Origin of the sequence: Geomobilimonas luticola, assembly GCF_018476905.1 — a bacterium.
GTDB lineage: Bacteria > Desulfobacterota > Desulfuromonadia > Geobacterales > Geobacteraceae > Geomobilimonas > Geomobilimonas luticola.
In genome coordinates this window covers 1,264,266-1,286,264 of sequence record NZ_JAHCVK010000001.1, presented here as the reverse complement: position 1 = coordinate 1,286,264, position 21,999 = coordinate 1,264,266, and the positions used below count along the sequence as shown (strand labels likewise).

The window sequence follows — 21,999 nt, the reverse complement described above, 5'->3', positions numbered from 1 at the left end:
CCAATGATAGTCGAACGTTTGATACCTGTTTCAGATGGCATCATATGTTTGATGCAAGATGATTTTACAGTTCCTGAATCTTTGAGTGATACAGACGTAGAAGTAAGTCTCAAAGATTTCGGCGCTATATTAACAGTCAAAGGGAATGAGGTTGCTCTTCCGGGAGCCATCCTTGAACATTTCGAGAATGCTGAGGGTACCAGCATTTATTTCTACGCCGTTTCACCGTATGAGTTAATTCCTGAATATAGGGGATCTATAACTCTCCGAAGAGATGAAGTGCTGAAAGCTAAAGGCGCATGGGATTACTTTTCACGATCACCATAATAATGATCGTAAGAATAGATGTTGAATCGTTCTCGGTCTTCGATTTCGTAGTCAGTGGGTACAGGTCTTTTGTCTGTACTTGCGTAGCCATACCTTAATAACCCACCCAAAGGCAGCCCTTTCATAACCCCTGCAAACAAGCGAACTGGTATACGATCCAAGCACGCATAAAAAAACGCGAGGGCAGCGATACCCAGTGTCCAGTACCAGAATGATGACCGAAAGAATATGCCGACAATTGTTCCCGCAAGAAGGCAGGGAAATAGAGTTCCAGCTACCGATATAACGAATGCTCTAAGTTTTATTCTCACCTAATTCTTTCCTTTCTCTGACGGTCTGACTTCGATTGGATTTCATAAGATAGTTTGACCAGCTCAATTTTAATTGTCAACTCATTTTGGTGTCAAAATGCTATTATTACAGTGCGTTGTATCACTCTGTTCTGATCGGACAGGGTATGTTGTTTATGGGAATTTCGAATCATATTGCGTGCAGTTGCATATCAATTGACTTTTGAGGCTAAAAGATGTATTAACTTGGCGTAATTTCATGCATTTATGGAGGGTGAGGCTATGGGCTTTGTGCCCTTCAGAAATATAGGTGGGACAAAAAAGCCGCGTTGTCTGCTAAGTGCTGACAGGCGGCTTTTTTCATTATTGCAGGCATTCAATCTGTAGTGGCTAATTCAGTGTGATTTGCTCTTCATGCCTTCAGCCACCTGGATGAGGCTTATTATTTCATCGCTAGAGAAATTCGCGTCTTTGATAAAGCGTAGAAGATTCATGATCTCGGGTTGATCATGCAGAAAACTAACGACTTCTGGGTCTGTGGAGGATGACAGTCGGAATAACACATCAGGATCCGCTGCCAGCACTTTCGCCAGCTCTTTGATTATTTCTGGTCGAGGGGGGCTTTCCTTTCCACGCTCAATCCGACTCAGGTAGGCTGGAGAAATCCCCACCTTGGTCGCCGTTTCGCGCAGTCCCAGATCTTGAGCTACTCTCAGGTCACGAATAATTTCACCAAAGTTTTTCATAAGTGTAATATACCCAGCTGTTTAGTGTTTTGCAACACTAAATTATTGTCTGGAATTCTTTTTTATTGTTTGATATAGTCTGTCAGATTTCACAGGTCTATCTGAAGCTGATTGGCAAATTTTAGCTAACGTTATCCACCAGTTGCATTGGAGTTTTTATATGAGCAGAACAAAGAATGTACAAGTTGAGAATACAATTCCTGCAGGATACACCCTCGACTATGTCTCTGGTAACCAGGTTAAAGAGACACCCAAAGAGCTTGTCCGCCAGAGAATTGCACGAGCACTGATTCATGAATACGGTTTTTCGCCAGAAGACATGGAGATAGATTTTTCCATAGGTGGGCGCAAGAAGGTTGATGTCGCTATTTTCCATCACGATAAGGTACACGTGATTGAGAACTTGGGTCGTGCAGTGCTTTGCCGTCCAGAGCCTAATGTTGGCAAAAATGCCGCACGTATTCGCGATTTCGAACAGGCCGCAAAGGATCTCGACGAGATTGAAAACATCATGCGTGAGGTTGAATCCATCCAGTACGGATTGTGGACGAACGGTCTGGAATTCTTTTTCATCGAAAAAGAACAAAAACGTTTCGAGACCAAGTGTAATCCTATTGGCGACTGGCCGATGGCTGAAGAATCACTCGGTACCAAAGATGTCCTCTCCGACGCACATACCCGTGTTGCCGATAACGAGATGCTAAAGATCACATTCCGTCGTTGCCATAATTACATACACGGCAACGAAGGCATGCCCAAGGATGCAGCCTTCTGGCAGTTCCTTTACCTGATCTTCTGCAAGATGCACGATGAGAATTTGCGGGCCAAACAGCGCCAAGCCTGGCAGCGCCGCTTCTGGGCTGGGCCAAAAGAACAATTTGAAGACGAGGGTCGTAAAGCAATCCGCAAGCGTATCGAGGAGCTCTTCGCCGAGGTCAAACTACAGTACAAGAACATATTTCGGGGCAATGAAGAGATTAGTCTCTCTGATCGCGCCCTGTCATTTATCGTTTCCGAGTTGGCCAAATACGACTTCACTCGCACCGATGTCGATGCCAAAGGCGTCGCCTATCAGGAGTTAGTGGGTGTGAACCTGCGTGGTGACCGGGGTCAATACTTCACTCCAAGAGGTGTGGTAAAGCTGGTCATTGAAATGCTCGACCCAGAAGAAAGCGAAACACTACTGGACCCAGCGTGTGGGACTGGCGGGTTCCTTGTTGCCACCCTCGGCCACATGCTGAAAAAGTTCCGACATGAGCAAAATACCCAACCTGGAAATGAAGACACCACTGAATTCCTGAATGTCCATGAACGATTGAAAGAGTATGCCGCAGCCAATGTTTTCGGAGCAGATTTCGACCCGTTTCTGATACGTGCCGCGCAGATGAATATGGTTCTGGCTGGTGATGGCCGTGGGCACATATACAATATCAACTCACTGGAGTTTCCTCTTGGACATCTGGCTGACCTGCCAAGCGCAAAGAAAGAAATCCAGCTGGGATCCGTGGATATCATCGCAACCAATCCCCCGTTCGGGTCCGATATTCCGATCACTGACAAACATATTCTGGAGCAATACGAACTGGCTCATAGCTGGGAATCGGACGGCGAATGCGGTTTCCGCAACACCGGAGTACCCAAGAGCAGCGTCGCTCCGGAAATTTTGTTCATCGAGCGCTGCATTAAGTGGCTGAAACCTGGCACCGGACGTATGGGTATCGTTTTGCCCGACGGTGTTCTTGGTAATCCCGCTGCAGAATATATCCGCTGGTGGATCATGCGCGAAACGCAAGTGCTTGCCTCCATTGACCTCCCTGTGGAAGCATTCATCGCCGAGGCCAACGTCAACATCCTTACCAGCCTACTATTCCTGCGGCGCAAGAGCGAAGAGGAAAAACGCGCAGAGGCTTTGGGTGGAACCGAGGAGTACCCTGTCTTCATGGCTGTGGCCGATAAGGTTGGTTTCGATCGTCGTGGCAACAAGCTCTACAAGCGCACTCCAGATGGGGAAGAAATCGTCGAACCGCGCCAGCATATTGAACGAATCCGTATCGGCGGGCGCTTCGTTGAACGGACCCTTACTCGCAGTGAAAAGATAGAGGACAATGACTTGCCGGTCATCGCTGAAAAGTACCGCGAATTTCTTAAGGAGCAAAATGAATGACCGATCACAACGACGACATCATTGAAGCAACTCAGGATGCAGCGGAAGACAGCGGCCCGGATAACTTCTTAATCGACATCTTGACTGGCAACAAGGAAAGCGCCTCTGCCAAGAAGTTGCTGATGCAGAAGGTGCTACGTCAGCTCATTGAGAGCTATGGCTTTGACCGAAATGACCTTGAGGTGAGCTACAACCCCCAGATTCCCGGCCAGGGACGCAAACGTATCGACATCGCTATTTTTCGTTCTGACACCGCGCATACAAACGATAACCTTCAGCGGATCATCGTCTGCAAGCCACAAAAGAAGCGCGACAAACTTCGCTCCATCGTTGAAGCCGAGGCCGACTTGCGTGAATTGAAAGAGCTGCTGGAGTTGATTCCCGGCGCGTCGCTGGGCATGTGGACTAACGACCAGGAAGATTTTTATTGTCAGGTTGAGCGAACTCGCTTCGAAGTTCGAACGAAACCTCTCGGCGTTTGGCCGGTGCCTGGAGAGCTCACAGCCGATCTTGACCGCACTGGTGGCGTGATCCAGGTTAGTGCTGAGGCAGAAGGCCTTGAGGATGCTCTCCTGCGTTGCCGCCAGTACCTGAACCGGAACCTAGGTCTCGATCATAAAGATTCCTTCAAGCAGTTGGCCGTGTTGATGCTCGCCAAGATCTACGACGAAACCCGTCCGAGTGCTGAGCGCAAATTCTGGATTAAGGGTGACGAACCGTTTACCGAACCTGGTCAACAGGCCATTCAGCGGCGAATCGCTGAATGCATCACCGCGGCCAAGGCCTGGCAGCCAAACCTACTGACACGCGGCTGGGATTTGACCTTGGAGCCCCATGAAACAGCCCGGGTGGTCACCGAGTTGGCCCGTTATTCTTTGAGCGAGACTCAGCCCAGATACCGTACCGTCGCCTTCCGTGCAGTTGCCAGGAGCGTGATGGATGGTCGCGAAGGCCGTTACCCTACGCCACTGAACGTTGCTGAGATGGCGGTACGGATGCTCGATCCAAAGCCGGGTGAACGTATTATGGATTGCTCCAGTGGTACCGGAACTTTTTTGGCCATGACTGCCGCCCATATTTTCAAGCAGCATCTGGCCGCCCTCGGCACTACTCCCGAAGAGGCCAGCGCCGAACAGATTCGGCAAGCACAAAACTACACAGTGGCCTGGGCCGCTAACAATGCCTTGGGCTGTGATATTGATCCGTTTCTGGCGGTGGCCAGTCGTATGAACATGTTGTTTACCACCGGAAACCCCGGCCGCATTTTCCGCATCGATGCCCGCACGTTCCCAGACGGCGATTTAGATGGCATCGAGACCGCCCGCCCGGCGTTACCCCTGGGAAGCATGGACATGGTTCTGCTCAACCCGTGGTTCTCCAGCCAAGACAAGATATCTGACGCGTCCATTTTGAGCGCGTATGACTTAGGACATGTTTGGGAGCGCGACGAGGATGACGGCTTTCGCAATACCGGCAACCTGAACTCCGGCGGCGTACCACCCGAAGTGTTGTTCATAGAGCGAGCTCTGCAATGGGTGAAGCCGAACACTGGTCGTGTTGGAATTCTGCTACCTGACGGTCTGCTGGGTAACCCCGGCGATGAACCAATACGCTGGTGGATTCTTCGCCATTGTGAGGTGAATGCCAGCGTGGACTTGCCAATTGAACCGTTTATTACCACGGTCAAAGAATTTGGTCTTTCGCCAGCACTTTGCTCATTGCTAATTCTGAGGAGGAGAGGTCAAGAAGAACTGATCCGTCCGGAACACCCTGAGTACAAAGTATTCATGGCGGTAATTGATCGAGCAGGCATGGACCGAAAGGGAAATCCCTTGTTCCAGCGTGCTCCCGATGGTGATGAACTGATTTTCGATGAGGAAGTTATCGAGCGGGTACGTGAAGGTGGTGAGGTAAAAGTGAAACGCGTGGTTCGCCGAGCCCGCAGAATCAACGACGAGCTTCCCATAGTAGCAGATAAATTTACGGCATTTATGAAAAACGGCGAGGTGGCAGAATGAAGGTAAAAACCATATCCAGCGCCCTAATTGTACTAGAAGGTCGCCGCCTTGACTGTGGCCCTTACATGTCTGGTGCAATTGAAGCTCGACATCATCTTGAAAAACTTACCGCTCCCAAGGATCGGCTTAGCGAACTAACAGAAGGGGGAATTTCTGGAATAATAAATGCTGGTAGAATTGCAAGAATCTGGGTTGATAGTCCTGAATACGGATACCCATTTCTTTCTAGCACAGACATCCTTTATTCAGATCTCAGTTATCTGAGCTTCATTGCAAAGTCAGCTACAAATAAAAATAAAAATCTACTTATTAAGGAAGGGTGGACTCTTATTTCAAGGTCCGGAACTATCGGGAGAATGGCATACGCCAGAGGTGAAATGGATGGCATGGCATGCACAGAGGATGTGTTGAGGGTAATCCCTGACAGGAAAAAGGTTTTGCCAGGTTATATTTTCGCATACTTGAAAACTAAATTTGGGTTGCCTCTTGTAACATCAGGAACTTATGGTTCCATAATCACTCATCTTGAACCTAGCCATATTGCAAACCTTCCGGTTCCTCGCTTAAGTGAAATAGAGAAGCAGGCACATGATCTGGTTCAACAGGCCGCCGATGAACTTACTGAATCCTCTCGCCTTATGAGAGATGCGACCGCTCTCCTTTTTCAAACCGCTGGGTTGTCGGAATCAGAGAATGAATCTTATCTGTCTGATAATAGAAGAAATGGTTGGGCTGAGAAATCATCTAATGCCTTTACTATACGGGCACTTAATTATGACCCACGGGCTAAAGAATTGTGGAATTATGTTTCGTCGATAAATCATGACAAGCTTGGTGACATCGTTAAAAGAGATAATTTTGAAGGATATATCGTCTTTTCTAGGATTGATTGTGAGCCAGAGCACGGCTCTTTATTGATAGGCCAACGCGAAGCTTTTTTCTTACGCCCAGGAGGACGATGGATTTCGCGTAAGTCAATTGAAGGACTTGGGCTTATTGTTCCTCCAAAAACAACCGTAATCCCTTGTCAAGGTACTTTTGGTGAATCTGAGGTTTATTGTCGCGCAGTTTATGTAACTGAAAGGTGCTCTCAATATGCATATTCAGGGCATTTTTATAGGTGTATTCCAAATGGATCAATAGATCCCGGATATCTGTATGCTTTTTTACGTTCAAGATTTGCATTTAGAATGATGCGGTCAATTAGTATCGGAAGCAAACAGCAGTATCAGCATCCCAAGCTGATGGCAGCATTTCCTATACCTCGAATTGATAAAAAGATTGAAAAGAAAATCGGTGAAATGGTGGACCTTGCAGGAGTCCTTCAAGACCACGCACTATCTTTGGAGGATGCCGCCATTTCTCTCGTCGAGCGCACCATCGAGGAGGGAGGCCGCTAATGGCGAAGGTTATACCCATCGGGCAACCAGCAAACGAGTCTGAACGTCAGGCCATTGGCTTTCTCCGGGATCTCTTGCCTGAGGGTTGGCTGATCTTCCATAACTTGGAGATGCGCCAGGGGGCGGAGGTGTTTGAAATCGACATCGCCATCCTTGCGCCTCACGCAGTTTATCTGGTGGACGTGAAGGGTACTCGGGGCAATATCGATGTGTATGGTTCAAAGTGGTATCCTGAGGGACGGCAACCATTCTTCTCACCTCTGGCAAAACTGCGCAGTCACGCGAAGACCATGGCTACCATCATCCGGGAGAGTAACACTGGCCTGATCGAACTGCGCAAAGCCCATGTGCATGCCACGGTACTGCTCACCTGTGACAGTGCAGCAATCCATGATCCCTCCGGAATTGACGGTCCGGACGTGACCGACTTCAAACACTGCTTTAAATACTTCCGAGACCAAAGCCGTATTCCCAACAACCGACTTGATAACATCACCCGTTTTCACTCTCAGATTGCAAAAGCGATCACTGGCAATGCCAAACCCAAGAGTGCGGCTCTCGTTTTCCGCGACTGGCAGGTGGAGGAGAAACTGGGCGGCACTGACCGCTATACTGAATACCGAGCCAAACATAACTTGTTGGGCAAAAGCGGCGGATTGGCTCGCCTACGGGTGTATAAGGCCGACCCGTACCAGGATGAAGCTGCCCGCAAGGATGAGTTCAAAAAGATCAGCAATGCTTACCGTGCAGTTGCGCACATGCCAACCAACGCCAATGTGCTGGCGGTGAAGGATCTCTTCGTTAATGACGATGAAGATAAGGTGGTGCTGGTCACCGAAGATCTTCCCGGACAAGCCCTGCGGCTACACATCAACAAAGCCTCACTGGCGCTCACTTTTGATCAAAAGCTTCAGGTGATGCGAGATGTATTGTCAGCTTTGGACCATGCCCACCGTCACGAGGTGATCCACCGCAACCTATCCCCGGATGCCATTCTGGTGACCAAAGGTGGGCAAGCCCGCGTCACCGGCTTTGACTTTGCCCGGGTGGGCAAGAACCGCACTTCAACAATCGCTGATCAAATTATTGATGACCTCGAAGTAACTTATCAGGCACCGGAGTGCTTCAAGGATCCGACCCAGGCCAGCATTGCCTCCGACCTCTATGCAGCCGGGCTCATCTTTTATGAGCTGCTGACCGGTGAACTGCCATTCGAAAACATCGACCAGATGATGGAGGCAGATGGCAAGTTCTCGATGAAGCCTTCAGAGCACAAGCCGGACCTGCCCAAGGGCATCGACGAATGGCTTCAGAAGTTTTGTGAGTTTGATCCAGAAGATCGTCATACCAGCGCGGCTATTGCCCGTAAGGCCCTCGACGACCTGATTTTGCCCGAAGCCAAGAATGACTCCGCCCCAGAGGTGAGTGGTCCGACTGGTTTGCTAACGCATCTTCCCGACAACCTGACCGATCTACCGCAAGATTTTATCCTGGCTGATCGCTTCTGTATCCAGAAAAAACTGGGCAGCGGTGGCTTTGGTGTCGCCTATAAGGTCTTCGATTCCCTGGGTGATGTGGTGCGGGTCATCAAGTTGGTGACCAAGGATCGTCGCAGCGTTTATGAGCGGCTGCGTCGGGAGTATAAGACCTTGACCAATCTGCCCGACCATCCGCATGTGGTTAAAGTGATCTGGGCGGATCGTATGGCAGATGCCAAGCAGACACCTTATATAGTTTTTGAATATGTGGAAGGTCTTGACGTTTCTGATTTAATCGATGCCGAGGCTCTATCGCTGGAAGACTCCGTGCGGATCGTACGTGAATCTGCTGAAGGGCTGGGTCATCTGCACAAGCACGGGGTTTACCATCAGGACATTAAACCTTCCAATCTACTCTGGACCGACAAGGGCGTTCGCATTATTGACTTCAATGTTGCTGTTACCGAGAACGACGAAGTTCAAGGCGGTGGTGGCACGCGCCGTTATCTCCCACCGGATTATGACTACTCGAACGAACCCGATGCTTCAGATCGGATGGATCGCGACCTTTATGCCTTGGGCATCTCCTTTTACGAGTGCTTGACCGGAAAATACCCATTTGATGAACCAACGCCGCCCATCAAAGATCAACCGAAGGACCCCAAGCAGTTCAAAGGCTGCGCGGAACTTAGCCCATCGCTGGTAAACGTGTTGGTGAAGATGATTGCTCCTGAGCGCAAGGACCGCTTTGCGTCATCGTCGGAATTCCTGACGACCCTGGCCGAGGTTAAGCAATACCGCTCAGTGCTCACCACTGGTGAAATTGGTGCAGGACCGAAGATCGTGGCGAACCTGGGCTTTGAGCCAACCAAACCGAATACCAATCCTTTCGTAACGCATCTGCTGACTATTTACAGCCAGAGCCAGGTATCCAACGCGGGAACCCGTGGTCTGGATGAGGTTGGGAAGGCAACCTATGTGCCGACCTACTTGGACGAGAAGCTCAAGCCAGCTTTACTCAAGGGCGAGTTCCGTTTGGTGATCATCAGCGGGAACGCCGGCGACGGGAAAACGGCCTTCATTCAGCAGTTCGAGACCTTTGCGGAGAGTAATGGCGCACAGCTGCAACGAGGCGCAAATGGTACCGTTTTCCAAGTAAAGGGGCACGTCTACCAGAGCAACTACGACGGTAGCCAGGATGAAGGCGACGAGTGCAATGACGCCGTGCTCAAGAAATTCTTTGGCCCTTTTGCGGGTAAAGACAACACGAGTTGGCCTGTAAACCAGACCCGCCTCATTGCGATCAACGAGGGACGATTGGTTGATTTTTTCCTCGAGCATGAAGAAGAATTTCCGCTGCTTTCCCAGCAAATTCAGCAGGGGTTGGCGGGCTCTGTCCCCGAAAATGGCGTGGCGGTAATCAACCTCAATTTGCGCTCTGTAGTTGCCGAGCCTGTGGAAGACCATCCCTCTATTCTGGAGCGCTTGGTTGTCCGTATGACTCAGCAGGAATATTGGCAGGCATGTGATAAGTGCGATCTCAGCGGCAAGTGCTACGCCTATCACAATGCCAGAACTTTTCAGGACCTTATTGCCGGCCCAAAGGTTATCGAGCGTTTAAAGATGCTTTACACCATCACCCACCTACGAGGCCGTTTGCACATTACGATGCGCGACCTGCGTTCTGCTCTGGCATTCATGCTGGTTGGCACCCGCGACTGCGATGGTATCCATCAGCTTTACCACAATGGTGGTGAAGAGAACCAAAATCGAATTCTCGATGGGTTCTATTTCAATTCCTGGCTTGGTGGCGGTGAAGGCTCGAATGATCGGCTAATTTCGCTGTTGCGCGAGATCGATGTCGCCGAGGTCAGCAATCCGGATCTGGATCGAGAGTTAGGCTTCTTGAATCCCAAGACCAAGGCCATGAGTCGTTTCTCGTTTGCCGAGCGTTCCAGCTATGACGACAAACTTGTTGAGACGCTGTTCAGTAATCTGCCTCGTGATTACTCGTCAAAGAACCGTGCTCGACTGATCGTCAAGCATCGAAACTACCTGTCCCACATGCGTCGCCGCCATTTTTTCGAACGCCGTGACATAGGCTGGAAAGAGATGCTGCCCTACGGAAGCATCGATCCTTTCCTTGACGCCATCAGACAGCTCGGTGTGAAGTGTGTTGATGAGGTAACGGCCATCCTCCGGGCGATCAACCGGGGTGAAGGATTGAACGATCCGGCGCGTCTTGGCAATCAGTTAGCGTTACGTGTACGCCAAGTGGAAAAGGGCACCATTCAGAGCTATCGGCTATTCGATGGTGACCAATTTACACTACGCACCGAGCAGGAAACAGTGGCACATCCCTTTTTGGAATGCCTGTCCCAAGCACTTGTCCTTTTCTACGTCTCGGGCGATGGCCACAAAGCGAGTTTGCGAATCAACCTCGACATATATGAGATGCTGATGCGTTTAAATAACGGTTATCGGCCAAGTATTGAGGAACAAGAAGGCTTCTACCTGAGCTTGGCTGTCTTCAAAAATGTCTTATCGGCGGCTCCGTATCAGGAGGTACTCCTGACGGAAAGCGGCTTCGAGTTTTTCCAGATTCGACGTGATGAGAGCGGCATCCTGCATCTGGGGAAAGTCAGCAGGAGGGCTGAAGCATGAGTATCAAAGGCAGAGACAAGGAGTTTCGGACGCCAAAATCCACCTATGTGGATTTCAAACACATCGAGATGGATCGAGTGCTGACAATGCTTTTCCCACGCCTGAAGTACGATGGCTATGCCAGTCGACGTCCGCCGCGTGGTGGTGACCTCACAGTTGAAGAGTTCATGGAGGATTTTCTAGAACATCCTGAGTGGTTTGCAGGTTTCGACCGTTATCCGCATGTGGTTTATCGCTGGATCGAGACCGACCTCATGGATGTGGTGAACCGGGGCAAGGCCAATCAGGCTGTTGCTGCACCAAGGCCTTTGCATGGCAACACTTACAAATTCCGAAATGCCAAGCACACCAGAGACTACGGTGCTGCAGAGCAAGTCTATTGGATGCTTTTTTATGCCCGTAGAGGTAAAGGTCAGGCGGCCCGCGATGCTTTGAAGCGATTCTTCTTCCCTGGGATTGACCTGGTCACAGATCGTTACGATCCCAGTGCCTCGGTGGATGTTGAAACCCAGGCGATTCTGCGCCTGGATCACCAGGTCACCCAGGACATGAAAGACTCCAAGGAACCCTCTCGGTTTCAACCGTTGTGTATTGGTCAGGCCGACATCATGGCTGACGACATTTTAAGGCTTTTGGCTTATGAACCGTACATCCCACGTTCGGTGCTGGTAGACTATCTCAAGGCCCTTATGGCGTTCCACCTGGCACTCTATCACCTAAAACTCCTGCAGATGCTCCCCAAACTGGTAAAACAACGCGCTGGTAACGACCTTTGTAACACTAAGGAATGCCCTGTCAATCCAGGGCTCGACAATGCGCTTGAGAACTGCCCTTACCGGGTTTCGTTGGTTGTGGATATGGGTGATGTGAACAATCCCCACATGGCTGAGCTGGCGCGGAAATCGACCGATCGCATGTACCGACAGATTCCAGCCTTCGTGCAGGCCAATTTCATAGTAAAGAAACTCGATGAGATGGCCGAATACCTGAGCAAGAAAATCGGCAAGCTAGCCTCGCCAGCCAGCGGCGTGTTTTCTGTCAGTGATCTGGTTTCGCTGTTAAAACCAGAGCACGATGCTGATCGCCAGGCCTATTTTAAGTTCCGCCTGGCAAGCTTGATAGAGGAGTCCACAGCGAGCAAAGAGGATGTTGATCCGGAAATTCGTGAAGTAAATGCCATGGGTCTCGATGAGTTTGAGTCGTTCATTGAGATTCTGATGGCTTACCGGGGCAAGTATCACCGTCAGTACATTACAGAGTGTTTGGACTCCCTTCTTCTCAAGAACAAGGATAACGGTTTGTTGGCGCAATCACGATCCAAGGGAAGTCCGCGTCGATTCATGCTGGGCAGCAAATTGCTTGAAGTGCTCTTACAGTTAGCAGTTTTGACCCAGGATGGTGGCCGCTTTATAACACGGGAAGTACGCATCGAAGAGTTACTCGCTTTCCTGAGGAATCGTTACGGCCTATACATAGATCGGTTGCCGGAAAACGGCAAAACCAACAGTAGCATACTGGATCGTCGAGCGTTGCGCCTGAACCTTGAGGCGTTCAAACGGCGTCTACGAGAAATTGGTTTCTATGAGGACCTATCAGATGCCTACGTGACCCAGAAGGTATCGCCACGCTATGCTATTGAGAGAAACAACGGAACAGATATGAGCGGGAGGCACGCATGAGTAACGCGTTCACCAAGCTAACTCAAGGGAAATTGAACGCGGCAGTTGCAGGTTTGCTGTGCCCACGTATTGAAGCGATCCTGGGTGATCGTGGTCCGGGACACTGCATGCGAGTTACCGACCTTGATGACGAGGTCATGGAGTCAGTTTGCAAGCAGTTGCGCCGGTCTCGTCCTGATGCAAATATATTTATTTTAGGCAGCCATGATCAGGAAAGGCTGCCACATCGGGTTACTTCCACCAAACTGGTAGAACTACGAAACCCCGATGTCGATGGAGAACTGCGCCAACCGCTACTGGTTTTCACTCCGACTTCATTGCGCACCAGTGCCGAAGATTCCTTTGGTGTGGCCACGTTTGAGGAGCTGACCTTTACTGGCATCTATGAAGATCTCATCAGCTCGTTGATTGAACGCCTACCAGTAACTTTGGTCGGCCATGTTCGTGATATTTTTGGAATCCTCTCCGAAGAAGAATGGCTGTTTGCCGACGATGTTGCCCGGGTAAGCTACCTGCTTACTGCACTGGAAAACGGCATCGATGGTGAAACGCTGGGGGCCAGCCTGTATGAATTGACACTGATTCCGGACTTTAAGCTCTTTGCCGATCCCGGGATGGTCAATGGTAAAATCCGACGGAATTTAAATAGTGTCAGAAATCTGATGGGTTCGCATAAATCAGTGCGTGGCCGCATTGCAGATCTGGGGCTGAGTAGCAAGGGCCTAGAGTCCCTTCTGTTTGCATACTTTGAAAAGCATGACGTCCAAGAACCGGAAGTCTGGACTGCACCCATCGCGACTGACAAGAGCTGGTGGAGCATTTCCTTCGACAAATGGACTTTTCAGGAAGAAATCTCTCTGGACAAAGTATTGCTGACGGTTCTGGAAACTGATCTGCCCATGGTACAGACAGATGAAACCGATGATCAACTGTCCGAACTGATTGGTCAACAGGTTCTAGTGCCTAATGACCGCCGAAAGATGAATATAGTTTTTGAGGTCTCCCCTCATCCGGGTAAAGTTAGTGGCCTGGATCACTTCACGGTGCAGATCGTTTCCCAGAACGATGGCCCAGTTGGTAAATCCAAGAAAGTCAAAGCGTGGACTCCGAACCGACTGCAATCTACAATTAGCTTGGACAAGCTAAACAAGATTGAGTTTGAAGAGGGCTGGCATTTTATACGGGTTCTCCCTTGGACTATCGACGGTGACCCAATACCTCTAGAATCTGACTCAATTTCTGAAGCGGCCAAGCGTTCAAATGAGAGCGAACCATTTTATGTTCTTCCGGGTGGCATCATTGAAGAAGAACCGCCGCAAAGAGCAATTCCGATTGAGCTGAGTCTTGAACACGCTCGTTTTCGTTTACAACTTACAGCACTCAGTGATGAACGTGACCCTGAGGAGATCGTTTTGACCGGTGTTGCGTGGGCTGAGGGGGGGCGCTCGAAAAAGGCCTCACGACAGGAGATTCTGTTGGCGAAGTTTGGTCGTGAAGGTGCTGTTCAGATCCCGTTGTCACGAATGCTCAAAAACATCGAGCAGCGGATACTGGCAGAACCGAAGCATCCTTCCGGATGGAGGATGCAGATAAATATGGACACAGCCGAACCACCTTCGGAGGTTGGACTGACCCTTCCATCGTCAACTGCCATGGCATCATTCCTGGCTGCTCGTGAAGAGATGTTTGCAACAATTCGAAAGGGTACTGCTGAACTGATTACGCAGGGGATGTCTTTCCGAGATGCCGAGAAGGAGAGTTTGGCTTATGCTGAGGCCTATCTCGAGCTGGTTCGTAACCTGATTCGACAAGCAGAAACAACGTCAGGGGCTGAGCGACAACAGCATCTCCAAACTCTGCGCAATGTACTTGCTGTGGATTCCATTCATGTGGTTGTAACCGATTTTCGGAGCAGGCATCGTGAGGCTGTTCTGGTATCACCGACGCATCCACTTCGTGCGCTGTGGCTGGCAAGCTGGGTAACGCTAGGAAAAGACTGGATTGAAAAGGTCAAAGCAGGCGGGAAAGATCATATCCCACATGTTAGATCAGCTCTCTTGGAGGGGTTGGTGCCCTCGGCTTACCCCGTGGGAGTCCCTGTCGCAGACGGACGAATATTCACACCTGTCGATAACCTGAACCCGTTTTGGGCACTCTATGCCCCTACGACGGAAGAGAACTCTCGGGGCTTAATGGCTGAAATCTGTTCCGCACTTGGTCTGGCCGAACCATCGGCAGCGGGCGCTGACATCTCCGGCAAAGTGATTGCAGACAAGATTGAACGCTACCTCTCACAGCATCCTTACGTCCGTGAACTGTCACTCAATATCTTTAATCCCGGTGCCGGGTCCGTCATAGCGGATGCTTTGCTGTCACTACAGCAGAGGAGAGAGTATGCCGACTTGCGTTATGACATACGCCTATTTACCACGGATCCAGATTCGCCAGTCTTGGGAGAGGCTCTTGAATCGATGGTTCGCCCCGGTGCTATTGTAAACGAAGCAGCAGATGCCTTTGCTACTTCGACTGGTAGCCACCTGTTTTCAAAGTTGAATCTGGCCAAACACGCGTTGTCAGAATTCCACACCAACACTAAGGACTATTCTGCCCACATTAGCGTTTTGCTGGATGTGTTCCCGGCTGAGGAGCTTTCGATTGTCGAAAGACCTCAAGGAATTACACCGATGCACGGCCTGATACAGGATTTCGACACCGAGTTTGTTGATGATGATTCTGGAACTTACTGGAACAAACGTCCAGTGGTTGGCCGTCCACTCAATGCGGATAGCCAGCCTGCCTGTTTTGACCTGCTTTCTTCCATGAGTCGCCATCTGTGTTTTGCTACCTCTGCCGTCGCGGCATCCGGATCGAGCTTCAAAGCAGTACCCGTGGTTACTCTTGGATTGGATGTAGCACAACGTGAACTGATTTATGAAGTCCATCAGATCAGCGACTGGGTGTTCACCATTGATCGCAACATGGGTATTGAGTTCTTCGATCATGGTGGCCGGAAGAATAGACCTGATTACCTAATTGATTACGTCCCGGGGGCCAGCTCACAGTCTACTCACAATTTAATTATTTCTTCACGATCAAGTGACGAGCTTGAGGCGATGTTAAAGCCGGTTCTTCTCGAGCACGGCCTATCGGCAGATGGTGAGCAATCGGCTCAGATTTTAGCAAACCTGCGGTCTCTCTCTGGGCAGCTTGCGTTGAAACTGATTTCTGCGCGCACACAGCAGGCCGAAGCCCTCGGATTGGCATTGGCAAGGCTTTACCTTGAATATCAAGGGGCTTTGAACAATCAAGTCATAGTTCCTTTGGATGCGCATACAGATCTTTACCGTTCCAGCAGTGAAACTGATGACGTCAACGATGCAATCAGTCTGCAGCGCACCGATTTGGCACTATTTGATCTTGACTTGGCTAAAAGGATTATTACCTGCAATCTGATTGAAGTGAAATGTTATTCACAGGTAGGTGACTTTGCTGCTTTCAACCAACTTAAGGAACGGATCTCTTCGCAGATTAATCAAAGTGAACGCATACTCCAGCGGCACTTTGACCCGTCACTTAAAAAGCCGGATCGGCCAGACCGCTTGCTCAAGAGCCGTGAGCTGGCCCAGATTCTTCGGTTCTATCTTGAGAGAGCCATTCGTTATGGCATTTTTGATGCGACGGCTGCGCAGGAAGCTCGGGGCCTACTCGAGTCCGTTGAACAAGGCTATTCTCTTCAGTTCCGGCGCTGTGCTCTGATCTTTGATTTTGACAAGAACGGCTCTGAAGCTCCTGATAACGAGGTCGGTATTGAATATCATCGCATCGGCAAGAATCTGATTCACGCTTTACTTGATAATTGCCGCAAGCCCGTTTCGGTGGAAATTGAGGAAGAGCCAACAGAATATTTCATCAGTGAGCAATTCATTCCGAATGTTCCTAAGCTCGAAACGGCCGCCTTTATCGCTCCCAAAAGGGAACGGTCCACGTCTTGGACTTTGGATAAGCTCTGGGAAGAACCGGAAGTGTTGCCTGTGCCAGTAGCAATGGACAATCATTCGGCTTTAGAAAAAGCCCATGTAACTACTGAAGTTCAAGAGAGGGCTGACATCCCGGTTCAGGAGTCGCAATCTTCGGATAATTCCGAAGAAAACGAAAAACTAGAGGAGGAAGTAGTGCCGGTCGAACCGCTAACGCCTTCCGATCCTGAAGAAATTAAGCCACGAGAGGCAGTGGTTGAGCAGATGAGTGCTGCCGATGTCAGCTACGACATTATGCTTGGTGTGAATGGGGACTCACCCCAGTATGGATTACTGGGTGAAGTGTCCGGAAGAAAGATCGCTCTGGACTTGAACCATACCCATACTATCAGCCTCTTCGGTGTACAAGGGGGTGGCAAGAGCTACACACTTGGTACGGTCATCGAGATGGCTTCCATGCCACTAGAACACATCAATGTGCTTCCAAGCCCACTAGCCACAGTGATTTTCCATTACAGCCCGACGCAAGATTATGCTCCTGAATTTACATCAATGATCCATGCGAACTCGGTGGATGAGGAGGTCCGAGTCCTGCGAGAGCGATATAAGACCAATCCTGAGGCTTTGAAGGATGTCTTGATTCTTACTCCCTCGAACAAGGTAGACGAACGCAGAGCTGAATACCCCGATATCGAAGTCCTTCCCATTGCGTTTTCTGCTTCCGAATTGAAGGCTGCCCACTGGAAATTCCTGATGGGTGCGATTGGCAGCCAGAGCATGTATATGCGTCAGATCAATCTCATAATGCGCGGACTCAGAGAAAACCTAACCCTGGATGCACTGAGAAACAGTATCGACAATTCGGGGCTATCTGACCATTTGAAGGAGTTGGCTCAAACACGTCTGCTTTTCGCGAGTGAATACATAGATGACAGACAACGCCTTCATGATTTGATCCGTCCTGGACGACTAATCATAGTTGATCTACGCGACGAATATATTGAAAAGGACGAGGCACTTGGACTGTTCGTGGTGATGTTGCAGATCTTCTCAGAAGCAACCTACCAGGGAAGTGCATTCAATAAACTGGTCGTATTCGATGAGGCTCACAAATACATCGAGAATGACGACTTGGTATCGGGGCTCGTCGAAGTCGTTCGCGAAATGCGCCATAAGGGAACCAGTATTATGGTGGCATCCCAAGATCCACCATCCGTCCCGGTTTCATTAATTGAACTGTCCTCGCAGATAATCATGCATAAGTTCAACTCTCCGGCTTGGCTTAAGCATATTCAGAAGGCCAATGCTGCCCTTGGAGAGCTGACTTCCGACAAGATGAGTCATCTTGGTACTGGAGAGGCATACATCTGGTCGAGCAAGGCATCGGACGATTCTTTCACCCGTGGAGCTGTGAAGATCAAGTGCCGCCCTCGTATAACGCAGCATGGTGGAAGCACAAAGACAGCTGTTAAAAAATAATATTTGTTATCACAGTCACTAAGGATTTACAGGCATCATTTGAAAAGGATTCAAAAAATGAGGTTAAAAATATGGGCGATAGACCATTTTCGATAAAAATTTTCCTTCCCCATGGACAGCCGGATGGTCTTCGAATCGTAGATAAATCCAACTGGACAGGTCGAGGTATTGTATTCCCTCGCTCTCTTTTCCCCGACATCAAGAAGAGGGACGAGTTCCAGGAAACTGGTGTCTACGTCCTTGTGGGGCCTTCAGAGGATGGGGAATTGCCAAAAATCTACATTGGTGAAGGAGATCCGGTAAAATCTCGCCTTGAGCAGCATTTTTCGAAGAAAGACTTCTGGACCTGGGGAGTCTTCTTCGTATCAAAAGACCGTTCTCTTAATAAAGCCCACGTACAACATCTTGAAGCTCAACTGGTTCGTATTGCCCGGGAGGCAAAGCGTTCATTTTTTGACAATCTCAATGAACCCCAGAAACCGTCGCTCTCGGAGGCAGAAATTGCCGACGTTGAAAGCTTTCTGGAGGACATGCTGAGCATATTCCCTTTGCTGGGGCTAAGTGCTTTTCAAAAAGTCGGTCTCAGCAAAGTAAAGAAGCAGCAATTATTGACGATTGAGTCCAAGGGGATAAAAGTAACTGGCTACGAGTCTCCCGAGGGATTCATAGTAAAGGAAGGGGCACAGGCTGTAAAAGCTGAAGTTCCTTCTATCCACCATTACATGTCTGTACTGCGACGCGAATTGATGGAAACAGGAGTTCTTGTTGAATCCGGAGATGCACTTGTCTTTACCCAGGATTATTTTTTCAACTCTCCATCTACAGCTGCCGGCGTTGTTCTTGGAAGGACCGCGAATGGAAGGATCGAATGGAAAAACAGTAAGGGCGAGACATTGAAACATATTCAGGAGAATACATCACATGGAGGTGAGTCTGCACTGAAGGGGGCACACGGTGATTGCGAATCAGAATGAAGTTGAAGCCTCTCAACTGACAGCTAAGGAAACTGTTAATAAAATTGAACGATTAATGCCTCCCTCTCTCAAAGATAAGGAAGAGCAGTTTGCATATACATTTGCCAGGCACAACGGAAATACATATAGCAAACTGCAATATTTATATGACTTTATGGGAGATGTTTATGGGTTTGTAGGTAATCACGTTCCATGTAAAAAAGGCTGCAATCACTGTTGTCATATTCCTGTGTCAATATCTGAGCTTGAAGTTGAATATATTATAAAGCTGACAAATATAAAGCGGCCAAAGGTAACCTCGCTCGTTAACGTAGATAAAGGCCCATGTCCGTTCTTGAAAAAAGGAGCATGTGCCATTTACAAAGTCCGACCTTTTGTCTGTAGGCGGCATGTGATGTTAGATGAGACTGCAAAATGGTGTCATGTTGACGTATGCGATAAAATCACGCTTACGCAGTTAACTTTTTCTGAAATCGATAAATTTTATGAGCTTCTTTTGCACGCCAGTGGAAAGAATACACGGTTAGATATAAGAGAGGCGTTTGGTTATTAATGTTGATTATCTGCATGCGTAAGCCAGTGATCATTGATCTATATTTTAGGAACAATCTAAATGCTTGAATCGCTTCAAGATGACGATGGTCTCATTTCTCTTCAAAATGTTGATTTCGACCCGATTTGGCCTCGGAAGCTATTTCTAAAAACGAATCACCAACAGGTTTATATCGAGCCGAATGCATTTGGGGTTGCTGATATAATCCTCAATCGACCTGATTTAATAAGTATTGCCAAGCTTCAGTTGCATGAAAGTGATCTTGGAATGAAGGGAGTGCCGATATTTGGTCTCTCCTTTGACCTGGCAGTTGAAAAGGCGAAACAAGCTAGACCAAGATTTCTCCTCAAGTCTATGTTCAAGTTGATTGACCCTGATAAATTTCATGAATACGGTTTGTGCGCTACGTTAGTTGTGCACATTCGAAAAGATCCAGAGTACATACAAATTGAGGCTTGGCAATTTATCGGAGCTTATTCAATAACTTATTACCTCCATGGTTTACTCGATAGCTCTTGCGAAACCTTCAACCATCTTGACGGAGCAACAATGATTCATGAAGAAGACGATGCTAGGATGCTCTTCGAAAATGGAATCAAAATGAAAGGATCATACTATCAAAAAAGGTTTAGACTCGATGGTGTTATTGATACAAAAGATGCATTAACTTTGGCTTCTGCTTATTTGCCGAATGAACAGCTCAACGCTGAGTATTTTGAAACATCATGTGAAAGTGCAATATAACCTGATCTATGATGATATTTCTAGTAGACCCAGCTCAACGTGGCTAAGAGAAGACATGCCGCGGGAGGAATTATGCAAACTGAATGGGAACAGAAAGATCTATTTGAGAGCGAAGCCGCTCGATCCTTGCTTGATCAGTTGTTGTCGGACTCGCGGCTCTATACACGAACCAAAGATTACAAAGAATTACTTGATTTCGTTGTGCGCTTGCGTAACTTTGCTCCCTTCAACGCCATGTTGTTACAGGTGCAGAAACCCGGTCTCAGTTATGCTGCCTCAACATGGGACTGGCGGGAGCGCTTTGGACGTACGCCGAAGGAAGGTGCGCGTCCTCTCCTGATCCTCTGGCCTTTCGGTCCTGTTGCACTGGTTTATGATGTCATGGACACAGAGGGAAAAGAACTGCCACAAGACGTGTCGGCTTTTTTTGCTCAAGGGTCTATTGATGAAAATCGGATCGCCTCCTTTGTACCTCAAATGGCAAAGAAAAATATCGAGTGCTGCTGGCTTGATACTGGCGACCAAAAGGCTGGGGCAATTCGTATCCTTGAGAGAGAAACCAAGGATAAGGAGCCCACATTCTACCGAATGAACATCAACCGCAACCATGGAGCGGCTGTTCAGTTCGCCACGCTTGCACACGAACTGGGACATCTATTCTTGGGCCACCTCGGATCGGATCCGTTTCTCAGCGTACCTAAACGTGCTGCGATGAAACATGCCCAGATTGAGTTGGAAGCTGAGTCGGTCGCATTCTTGGTCTGCGCACGGAATGGCGTAAAATCGAAATCCGAAACATACCTCTCAACCTATGTCACAGACAATACGACAGTGAATGATGTAGACCTTTACCAAATTATGCGAGCAGCCGGGCAAGTTGAAGCGCTTCTCGGTCTCTCGGCTCATACCAAATACGACCGGCCAGCAGGAAAGAGTCGCTGAGTAGATTTGTCATAATATGTCTGGCTGATTTCGGGGGATGGTGGAACCAACGTAACTGCTTAAAATCGTAGCAACAATTGACCGAGCATATTCTCGCGTATATTTGGAGGTGTCATGGCAGATACATCTTTGCAAAAATGTGCCGCAGAATGGGTGAGAACTTCGTTTCTCAAGGAGAGATACAACCAGATATTTCAGAAATCAAACTACAGACTCATCACAGGTGGGGAAGTAGAGTTTAGTGCTGTTAGCAATGATGGTAAGATTGTTGCGTTTATTTCGACTAGCACCCCCCTGGTTCCAAACGGCTCAGTAGGCAGAGGTAAATTATCTAAAGTTCGTGCTGATGCTCTGTTCCTATCGATGGTAGGAGGAGATGTCGAACGATTGCTGATTTACACTGACCCAGAAATGAGGAAACTCGTTGCTGGAGAGATAAGTGCTGGGAAACTGCCAGGAAATATAACGGTGCTGTATGCTCAACTTCCGGATTCTCTTCAGGCAGCGGTAGCTGCTTCAAGAAAGAAAGCATCTGAGGAACTTGCTGCGGGGTAGCATTTCAGG

13 protein-coding genes are annotated in these 21,999 nt (G+C 48.9%); 12 read left to right on the top strand and 1 reads right to left on the bottom strand.

The window, feature by feature from the left end; all coding sequences use genetic code 11:
* Nucleotides 1–3 precede the first annotated feature (3 nt).
* Nucleotides 4–327, top strand: a complete 324-nt coding sequence (locus KI810_RS06085; RefSeq protein ID WP_214174553.1) for a hypothetical protein — start codon at nt 4–6, stop codon at nt 325–327.
* Between the two features lie 685 nt (nt 328–1,012).
* Here the strand turns inward: KI810_RS06085 and KI810_RS06080 are convergent.
* Nucleotides 1,013–1,363 (bottom strand): helix-turn-helix domain-containing protein, encoded by a 351-nt coding sequence (locus KI810_RS06080; RefSeq protein WP_214174552.1) that lies wholly within the window; start codon nt 1,361–1,363, stop codon nt 1,013–1,015.
* A gap of 160 nt (nt 1,364–1,523) precedes the next feature.
* On the opposite strand from KI810_RS06080, the gene mads2 (KI810_RS06075) reads away from it, so the two are divergent.
* From mads2 (KI810_RS06075) to KI810_RS06025, 11 genes are all read left to right on the top strand, one after another.
* A complete protein-coding gene (mads2, locus tag KI810_RS06075; protein WP_214174551.1) occupies nt 1,524–3,527 on the top strand; it encodes a methylation-associated defense system DNA methyltransferase MAD2 in 2,004 nt (667 codons plus the stop codon).
* Nucleotides 3,524–5,545, top strand: a complete 2,022-nt coding sequence (gene mads2 / locus KI810_RS06070; protein ID WP_214174550.1) for a methylation-associated defense system DNA methyltransferase MAD2 — start codon at nt 3,524–3,526, stop codon at nt 5,543–5,545. The genes mads2 (KI810_RS06075) and mads2 (KI810_RS06070) overlap by 4 nt, the downstream gene beginning before the upstream one ends.
* Nucleotides 5,542–6,945 (top strand): methylation-associated defense system restriction endonuclease subunit S MAD5, encoded by a 1,404-nt coding sequence (gene mads5 / locus KI810_RS06065; RefSeq protein ID WP_214174549.1) that lies wholly within the window; start codon nt 5,542–5,544, stop codon nt 6,943–6,945. The genes mads2 (KI810_RS06070) and mads5 overlap by 4 nt, the downstream gene beginning before the upstream one ends.
* Entirely contained in the window at nt 6,945–11,087 is a 4,143-nt protein-coding gene (gene mads6 / locus KI810_RS06060; RefSeq protein WP_214174548.1) for a methylation-associated defense system protein kinase MAD6, read from the top strand. Before mads5 ends, mads6 begins: the two co-directional genes overlap by 1 nt.
* Nucleotides 11,084–12,766: a methylation-associated defense system protein MAD7 gene (mads7, locus tag KI810_RS06055; RefSeq protein WP_214174547.1), complete on the top strand. Its 1,683-nt coding sequence runs from the start codon at nt 11,084–11,086 to the stop codon at nt 12,764–12,766. Before mads6 ends, mads7 begins: the two co-directional genes overlap by 4 nt.
* Nucleotides 12,763–18,222, top strand: a complete 5,460-nt coding sequence (gene mads8 / locus KI810_RS06050; protein ID WP_214174546.1) for a methylation-associated defense system ATP-binding protein MAD8 — start codon at nt 12,763–12,765, stop codon at nt 18,220–18,222. Before mads7 ends, mads8 begins: the two co-directional genes overlap by 4 nt.
* Nucleotides 18,223–18,293: 71 nt before the next feature.
* On the top strand, nt 18,294–19,196 hold the full coding sequence (locus KI810_RS06045) for a GIY-YIG nuclease family protein (RefSeq protein ID WP_214174545.1): 903 nt from the start codon (nt 18,294–18,296) through the stop codon (nt 19,194–19,196).
* Entirely contained in the window at nt 19,177–19,749 is a 573-nt protein-coding gene (locus tag KI810_RS06040) for a YkgJ family cysteine cluster protein (RefSeq protein ID WP_214174544.1), read from the top strand. Before KI810_RS06045 ends, KI810_RS06040 begins: the two co-directional genes overlap by 20 nt.
* 60 nt (nt 19,750–19,809) lie before the next feature.
* A complete protein-coding gene (locus KI810_RS06035) occupies nt 19,810–20,493 on the top strand; it encodes a hypothetical protein (protein WP_214174543.1) in 684 nt (227 codons plus the stop codon).
* Nucleotides 20,494–20,565: 72 nt separating this feature from the next.
* On the top strand, nt 20,566–21,435 hold the full coding sequence (locus KI810_RS06030) for an ImmA/IrrE family metallo-endopeptidase (protein ID WP_214174542.1): 870 nt from the start codon (nt 20,566–20,568) through the stop codon (nt 21,433–21,435).
* A gap of 114 nt (nt 21,436–21,549) precedes the next feature.
* Nucleotides 21,550–21,990 carry a hypothetical protein gene (locus KI810_RS06025; protein ID WP_214174541.1) on the top strand — a complete coding sequence of 147 codons (441 nt, stop codon included), beginning with the start codon at nt 21,550–21,552 and terminating at the stop codon, nt 21,988–21,990.
* Nucleotides 21,991–21,999: the final 9 nt, after the last annotated feature.

Bases quoted from the DNA above. Each gene is read 5' to 3' on its own strand.
- KI810_RS06085 (WP_214174553.1), top strand. From the start codon at position 4: ATGATAGTCGAACGTTTGATACCTGTTTCAGATGGCATCATATGTTTG.
- KI810_RS06080 (WP_214174552.1), bottom strand. From the start codon at position 1,363: ATGAAAAACTTTGGTGAAATTATTCGTGACCTGAGAGTAGCTCAAGAT.
- mads2 (WP_214174551.1), top strand. From the start codon at position 1,524: ATGAGCAGAACAAAGAATGTACAAGTTGAGAATACAATTCCTGCAGGA.
- mads2 (WP_214174550.1), top strand. From the start codon at position 3,524: ATGACCGATCACAACGACGACATCATTGAAGCAACTCAGGATGCAGCG.
- mads5 (WP_214174549.1), top strand. From the start codon at position 5,542: ATGAAGGTAAAAACCATATCCAGCGCCCTAATTGTACTAGAAGGTCGC.
- mads6 (WP_214174548.1), top strand. From the start codon at position 6,945: ATGGCGAAGGTTATACCCATCGGGCAACCAGCAAACGAGTCTGAACGT.
- mads7 (WP_214174547.1), top strand. From the start codon at position 11,084: ATGAGTATCAAAGGCAGAGACAAGGAGTTTCGGACGCCAAAATCCACC.
- mads8 (WP_214174546.1), top strand. From the start codon at position 12,763: ATGAGTAACGCGTTCACCAAGCTAACTCAAGGGAAATTGAACGCGGCA.
- KI810_RS06045 (WP_214174545.1), top strand. From the start codon at position 18,294: ATGGGCGATAGACCATTTTCGATAAAAATTTTCCTTCCCCATGGACAG.
- KI810_RS06035 (WP_214174543.1), top strand. From the start codon at position 19,810: ATGCTTGAATCGCTTCAAGATGACGATGGTCTCATTTCTCTTCAAAAT.
- KI810_RS06030 (WP_214174542.1), top strand. From the start codon at position 20,566: ATGCAAACTGAATGGGAACAGAAAGATCTATTTGAGAGCGAAGCCGCT.
- KI810_RS06025 (WP_214174541.1), top strand. From the start codon at position 21,550: ATGGCAGATACATCTTTGCAAAAATGTGCCGCAGAATGGGTGAGAACT.